Source organism: Streptomyces alkaliphilus (assembly GCF_014141535.1).
Taxonomy (GTDB): Bacteria; Actinomycetota; Actinomycetes; order Streptomycetales; family Streptomycetaceae; genus Streptomyces; species Streptomyces alkaliphilus.
The window spans coordinates 1-7,018 of sequence record NZ_VKHT01000163.1; the positions used below are offsets into that span (position 1 = coordinate 1).

At 74.2% G+C, this 7,018-nt stretch carries 4 protein-coding genes and 1 pseudogene; 1 reads left to right on the forward strand and 4 read right to left on the reverse strand.

The window, feature by feature from the left end:
- The first annotated feature begins 84 nt into the window (after positions 1 to 84).
- Positions 85 to 1,647, forward strand: coding sequence for a S8 family serine peptidase (locus FNQ90_RS07945; RefSeq protein WP_182605728.1), 1,563 nt, complete (start codon positions 85 to 87; stop codon positions 1,645 to 1,647).
- Positions 1,648 to 1,813: 166 nt separating this feature from the next.
- Here the strand turns inward: FNQ90_RS07945 and hemB are convergent, their stop codons facing one another.
- The 4 genes and pseudogenes from hemB to FNQ90_RS07965 form a co-directional block, all read right to left on the reverse strand.
- Entirely contained in the window at positions 1,814 to 3,442 is a 1,629-nt protein-coding gene (gene hemB / locus FNQ90_RS07950) for a porphobilinogen synthase (RefSeq protein WP_182605729.1), read from the reverse strand.
- Between the two features lie 238 nt (positions 3,443 to 3,680).
- Positions 3,681 to 5,387, reverse strand: a complete 1,707-nt coding sequence (locus tag FNQ90_RS07955) for a bifunctional uroporphyrinogen-III C-methyltransferase/uroporphyrinogen-III synthase (RefSeq protein ID WP_407699324.1) — start codon at positions 5,385 to 5,387, stop codon at positions 3,681 to 3,683.
- A complete protein-coding gene (gene hemC, locus FNQ90_RS07960; RefSeq protein ID WP_182605730.1) occupies positions 5,384 to 6,376 on the reverse strand; it encodes a hydroxymethylbilane synthase in 993 nt (330 codons plus the stop codon). The genes FNQ90_RS07955 and hemC overlap by 4 nt, the downstream gene beginning before the upstream one ends.
- A pseudogene (locus tag FNQ90_RS07965) lies at positions 6,373 to 7,018 on the reverse strand (hypothetical protein); the annotation flags it as partial. The gene hemC and the pseudogene FNQ90_RS07965, both read right to left, overlap by 4 nt.

A 7,018-nucleotide genomic window follows, 5' to 3' on the forward strand; every position in this document is an offset into this window, starting at 1 on the left:
GTCAGATGTTGATAACAGACAGACCCCACCGACGTCATCGAGAACGCCGGGGAGCCCGAGGCGATCGACGGCAGCTACATCGTCATGCTCGACGACGCCCTGGAGGCCGACTCCCCGGCCGCCGGGGAACTCGCCGACCGGTACGGCGTGGAGATCACCAGTGCCTGGGACGCCGTCCTCAACGGCATCGCCGTCGAGGCCACCGAGGCACAGGCCCTGGAACTGGCCGCCGACCCGCTGGTCGACAAGGTCCTGCAGGACGAGACGGTCTCGCTGTTCACCGAGACACAGACCAACCCGCCCTCCTGGGGCCTGGACCGCATCGACCAGCCGGCCCTCCCCCTGGACAACTCCTACACCTACCCCGCCCACGCCGGTGAGGGCGTGACCGTCTACATCCTCGACACCGGCATCCGCTACACCCACACCGACTTCGGCGGCCGGGCGACCCCCGGCTTCGACGCCTTCGGCGGCAACGGCTCCGACGGCAACGGCCACGGCACCCACGTCGCCGGCACCGCCGCGGGCACCGCCCACGGCGTCGCGAAGAAGGCCGACCTCGTCTCGGTGAAGGTCCTCAACAACTCCGGCTCCGGCACCATCCAGGGCGTCATCGACGGCATCAACTGGGTGACCGCCAACGCCTCCGGCCCCTCGGTCGCCAACATGAGCCTGGGCGGCGGCGCCAACGCGGCCCTCGACCAGGCCGTCCGCGACTCCATCGCCTCCGGCGTCACCTACGTCGTCGCCGCCGGCAACAGCAACAACGACGCCCGCAACTCCTCCCCCGCCCGGGTCGCCGAGGCCATCACGGTGGCGTCGAGCACCAGCTCCGACACCCGCGCCGCGTCCTCCAGCTACGGACCGGTCGTCGACCTCTTCGCCCCCGGCCAGGGCATCACCGCCCCCTGGCACACCGGCGACAACGCCACCAACACCATCTCCGGCACCTCGATGGCCTCCCCGCACGTCGCCGGCGCCGCCGCCCTCGTCCTCGGCGAGACCCCCGGCGCCTCCCCCTCGCAGGTGTGGGACACCCTCGACTCCCTCACCGTGCCCGGCGTCATCGGCAACCCCGGCAGCGGCACACCGAACAAGCTGCTCCAGGTTCCCGGCGGGGGCGGCTCCGACGGGCGACCCACCGCCGCGATCTCCCACAGCTGCGACGACACGACCCTGACCTGCGTGTTCGACGGCAACGGCTCCACCTCCCCCACCGGTTCGATCACCGGCTGGGCCTGGAACCTCGGTGACGGCGCCGACGGAACGGGCGCCGTCACCGAGCACACCTACGCCTCCGACGGCCGGTACACGGTCACCCTGACCGTCACCGACTCCACCGGCGGCACCGCCTCCACCTCGGTGACCGTGAACGTCGGCGCCCCCTCGCAGCAGGGGCCCACCGCCCGGATCACCGGCACCTGCACCAACTACCTGTTCTTCCACCTGTGCTCGCTCAGCGGCACCGGCTCCACCGCCGGTGACAGCCCGATCTCCGGCTACCGCTGGAACCTCGGGGACGGCTCCACCGCCAACGGCGCGACCGTCAGCCACATCTACACCCGGGGCACCTGGACCATCACCCTGACCGTCACCGACGGCAACGGCCTGAGCGACACCGCCACGGCGACCCTCACCATCCCGTAACCCCGGGCCCCGGGCCCACCCACCGGGTGCCCGCCGACCGACCCCGCGCGGGGGAACGGCGGGCACCCCACCGACCACAACGGAGCACCCCCCACACGGGTCGGGCACGGCAGCCGGCCGTGCCCGACCCGCTCCGGGGCCGCGCCTTCGGCCGCCGGGGCGGGGCTCAGCCCTCCCGGTGCACCTTCTCGTTCGACGCCTGCGCCCTCGGCCGCACCACCAGCAGGTCCACGTTCACGTGCGGCGGCCGGGTCACCGCCCAGCCGATGGTGTCCGCCACGTCCTCCGCCGTCAGCGGGTTCGCCACCCCCCGGTACACCTTCTCCGCCCGCTCCGCGTCCCCCCGGAACCGGGTCAGCGAGAACTCCTCCGTGCGCACCATCCCCGGCGCGATCTCGATCACCCGCACCGGCTCCGCCACGATCTCCAGCCGCAGCGTCCGCGCCAGCACGTGCTGGGCGTGCTTGGCCGCCACGTATCCCGCGCCGCCCTCGTAGGGGGCGTGCCCGGCGGTGGAGGTGACCACCACCACCGTGCCGTCGCCCGAGGCGATCAACGCCGGCAGCAGCGCCCGGGTCAGGTGCAGCGTGCCCAGCACGTTCACCTCGTACATCGCCCGCCAGTCCGCCGGGTCGCCGGAGGCCACCGGGTCCAGCCCGAAGGCCCCGCCCGCGTTGTTCACCAGCACCCGGCACTCCCCGCCCAGGTGCTCGGCGAAGGCGTCCACCGCCGCCCCGTCGGTGACGTCCAGCGGGTACGCCTCGGCCTCGCCGCCGGCCTCCCGCACCTCCTCGGCCAGGGCCTCGATCCGGTCGGCGCGGCGGGCGGCCTCCACGGCCCAGTAGGTGAGGATCACGTCCGCGCCGGCCCGCTTGAAGCACACCAGCGTCTCGTCGATCGCCCGTTCCCGCTCGATCCATCCCTTCTCCGCGGCCGCCTCGACCATCGCGTACTCCCCGGAGATCTGGTACGCCGCCACCGGCACCGCCACCTCGTCGGCCACCCGCCGCAGCACGTCCAGGTAGGGCAGGCCGGGCTTGACCATGACCATGTCGGCGCCCTCGGCGAGGTCCTGCGACAGTTCGCGCATCGCCTCCCGGCCGTTGGCCGGATCCTGCTGGTAGGTCATCCGGTCGCCGGTCAGCCCCGACTCCACCGCCTCCCGGAACGGGCCGTAGAAGGCGGAGGTGTACTTGGCCGTGTACGCGAGCAGGGCGACGTCCCGGTGGCCCGCGGCGTCCAGGGCGCGGCGGACGTGCCCGATCTGGCCGTCCATCATGCCGCTGGGGCCCAGGACGTGCGCGCCGGCCTCCGCCTGCACCACCGCCATCTCGGCGTAACGGGCCAGGGTCGCGTCGTTGTCCACCCGGCCCCGTTCGTCCAGCAGACCGCAGTGGCCGTGGTCGGTGGTCTCGTCCAGGCACAGGTCGGACATCACCACCAGGGCGTCGCCGACCTCCTCGCGAACCACCCCCAGCGCCACCTGGAGGATGCCCCCGGGGTCGGTGGCGGCCGTGCCCACCGCGTCCTTGACCTCGGGCACGCCGAACAGCATGATCCCCGCCACCCCGGCATCGGCCGCCTCGGCCGCGGCCCGCCGCAGCGAGTCGAGGGTGTGCTGGACGACGCCGGGCATCGAGGAGATCGGCGCGGGCTCCGCGATGCCCTCCCGCACGAAGGCGGGCAGCACCAGATCGGCCGGGTGGACGCGGTGCTCGGCGGTCATGCGGCGCATCGCCGCGGTGGTGCGCAGCCGGCGCGGGCGGACGTCCGGGAAGGCTCCGTGGGAAAACACCTGTCTCGATCTCCTGCGCTGCGGGACGGGGGCCGCGGGGCACCTTCCCGGCACCGGGAAGAGGCCTGCGACCCACCGGCCGCTCGGATACCGGCCGGCGCCCGAACGGTAACCCGGGGCGCCCCGCCCGCCCGCCGACCCCCGGTGCCGCGACGGCCGCGGGCCCCGGGCGGCCCCCGGGAAGGGGGACACCCGGGACCCGCGGATCACACCGTGCGCCGGAGTCGTCCGGCGTCGGCTACGCGCCGCGCGGCCGGCGCCGCTGCGGCCGCTTCTCGCTCGGCCGCTTGAGCACCTCCCCGGCCGCCAGCGCCGCCGCCCGCCGCTTGGCGCCGAACTCGGCCAGTGCCTCCGCCAGCCGGTGGACCGACGGCTCGGGGGCCATCACGTCCACCCGCAGGCCGTGCTCCTCGGCGGTGCGCGCCGTGGCCGGACCGATGCAGGCGATCACCGTGACGTTGTGCGGCTTGCCCGCGATGCCCACCAGGTTCCGCACCGTGGAGGAGGAGGTGAAGAGCACCGCGTCGAAGCCACCGCTCTTGATGGCCTCGCGGGTGGGCGCCGGCGGCGGCGAGGCGCGCACCGTCCGGTAGGCGGTGACGTCGTCCACCTCCCAGCCCAACTCCACCAGGCCCGCCGACAGCGTCTCGGTGGCGATGTCGGCACGCGGCAACAGCACCCGGTCGATCGGGTCGAAGACCGGGTCGTAGGGCGGCCAGTCCTCCAGCAGCCCGGCGGCGGACTGCTCCCCGCCCGGCACCAGATCCGGCCGCACGCCGAACTCGATCAGCGAGCGCGCGGTCTGGTCGCCGACCGCCGCCACCTTGATCCCGGCGAAGGCGCGGGCGTCCAGCCCGTACTCCTCGAACTTCTCCCGCACCGCCCGGACGGCGTTGACCGAGGTGAAGGCGATCCACTCGTAACGGCCGGTCACCAACCCCTTGATCGCCCGGTCCATCTGCTGGGGTGTGCGCGGCGGCTCCACGGCGATGGTCGGCACCTCGCTGGGCACCGCGCCGTAGGAGCGCAGCTGCTCCGAGAGGGAGGCGGCCTGTTCCTTGGTGCGCGGCACCAGGATCCGCCAGCCGAACAGCGGCTTGGACTCGAACCAGGCCAACTGGTCGCGCTCCTCGGGGGTGCCGCGGTCGCCGACCACCGCTATCACCGACCGGTCGCCGTCGAGGGGCGCCGGCAGCACCTTCGCCTGCTTGAGGGTGCGCTCGATGGTGCCCAGCGTCGCGGTCCAGGTGCGCTGCCGGGTGGTGGTGCCGGCCACCGTCACCGACAGCGGGGTGTCCGGCTTGCGGCCCGAGCCGATCAGTCGGGTGGCGGTGGCGCCGATCTCCAGCAGGGAGGTGCCGATGACGACGGTGGCGTCACTGCCTCCGATCTCTCCCCAACATCGCTCGTCCGCGGTGCGGGCGTCGATGATCCGCACGTCGGTGCCGGCGTTGTCGCGCAGCGGGACCCCCGCGTAGGCGGCGACGCCGACGGCCTCGGCGATCCCCGGCACCACCTCGAAGGTGATGCCCTCGGCGGCGCAGGCCAGCATCTCCCCGGTGGTGGAACCGTCCAGACCGGGGTCCCCGGCCACGGCACGCACCACCCGCTTGCCGCGGCGCGCGGCACGCATGACAAGATCTGCTGCGTCACCGACCCGCGAGGGCGCGTCGGAGGCGTCGTCGAGCGGATCGGCCACGGGTTGCAGGGGGGTCTCGGCGCCGTCCCGGACGTGCGCGCGGACCACCTCGTGGACCTCGGGGTCGGCGATCAGGACATCTGCCCTGGCGAGCGCCTCGACGGCTCGCAGGGTGAGCAGGCCCGGATCACCGGGCCCGGCCCCGAGGAAGGTGACATGCCCGTCGGACATCCCGCCGCCCGCCGGACGGATGTGCGCGGCGGGGTGCGGAACGGCGGGCTGCGGTTGTGCGGTGGTGGGGCTCACTGTGCTCGCTCCCCCATCAGACCGGCCGCACCCTTGGCGAGCATCTCGGCGGCGAGGTCGCGCCCCATGCGATCGGCACGGGCGGTCGCCTCTCCGTCGGACGCCGGTACGGGACCGGTGGTGGACAGCTGCATCGACGTGGCTCCGTCGGTGGTGCCGACGGCGCCCCGCAGGTGCAGGACGGTGGTACCCGGTTCGTCCTCCCGGTGGTCGGCGAGCGCGGCGACGGGCGCGCTGCATCCGGCCTCCAGTGCGGAGAGCAGGGCTCGCTCGGCGGTCACGGCGATCCGCGTGGGCGGGTCGTCCAGTCGGCCGAGCTCGGCGACGAGGTCGTCACGGGACGCGACGCACTCGACCGCCAGTGCCCCCTGGCCGGGGGCGGGCAGGACGGTGTCGGGATCGAGGAGGTCGGTGATCGCTTCCTCCGAGCCGACCCGGTGGAGTCCGGCGGAGGCGAGCACGACCGCGTCGAGCTCGCCGGCACGGACGTACCCGATCCGGGTGTCGACATTCCCCCGGATGGGAACCGTTGTGATCTCGCAACCCAGGGAGCGCGCATGTACGTGCAATTGGGACATGCGCCGGGGTGAACCGGTGCCCACGCGCGCCGGTCGGCCGGAGCCGTCGGCGGCACCGGCACGCAGCAGCGCCTCCAGGGTCAGGCCGTCCCGGGCCACCAGCGCGTCCCGGGGGTCGGCACGCCCCGGCACGGCCGCCAGCGCCAGCTCCGGCGGCTGGGCGGTGGGCAGGTCCTTGAGGGAGTGCACGGCGAGGTCGATCCGGCCCGCGAGCAGTTCGTCGCGCAGCGCGGAGACGAAGACGCCGGTGCCGCCGATGGCGGTCAGGTGCTCTCGGGATATGTCGCCGGTCGTGACGACCTCGACCAGCTCCACCGAACGTCCGGTGAGCCGCCGGATCCGTTCGGCGACCTGCCCGGACTGGGCCATGGCGAGTTTGCTGCGCCGGGTCCCTAGTCTGAGGGCTCTCATGGCCGCTCCTGTTCCGGGGTGGGGTGATCGGGGGGGTGCCCGGTGTTCGTCGCCCACCGGGGGGTGCCGTTCCGGCTGTTGCCGACGGGCTCGAGGGGACCGACGGGAACCGGCGCGGGTTGCCGCGCGTCCGGTGTCCCGGAGTGGGTGCGCGGAGGCGCGACGGCCGCCGAGCCGTCCGGGTCGGGCCGCCGCACCGCGGCGGCGGTTCGGGGGTCCAGGTCGAACAGCTCCCGCAGGGCGGCGGCGTAGTCCGCGCCGCCCGGCTCCCCGGCGAGTTCCTTGACCCGAACAGTGGGAGCGTGCAGCAACTTGTCCACCACCCGGCGCACGGCGCGCGCCACCTCGGCGCGCTCCTTGTCGTCCAGGCCCGGCAGCCTGCCCTCCAGTCGGGCCAGCTCCGCGGCGACCACGCCGGAGGCCATGGCGCGCAGGGCGACCACGGTCGGGGTGATGGCGGCGGCGCGCTGGACGGCGCCGAACTCCTCCACCTCCTCGACCACGATCCGGCGGACGGTGTCCACGTCGGCTGCCATGGGGGCGTCGGCGGAGGCCACCGCCAGGGACTCGATGTCCACGAGGCGGGCGCCGGCCACCCCGTGGGCGGCGGCGTCCACGTCCCGGGGCATGGCGAGGTCCAGC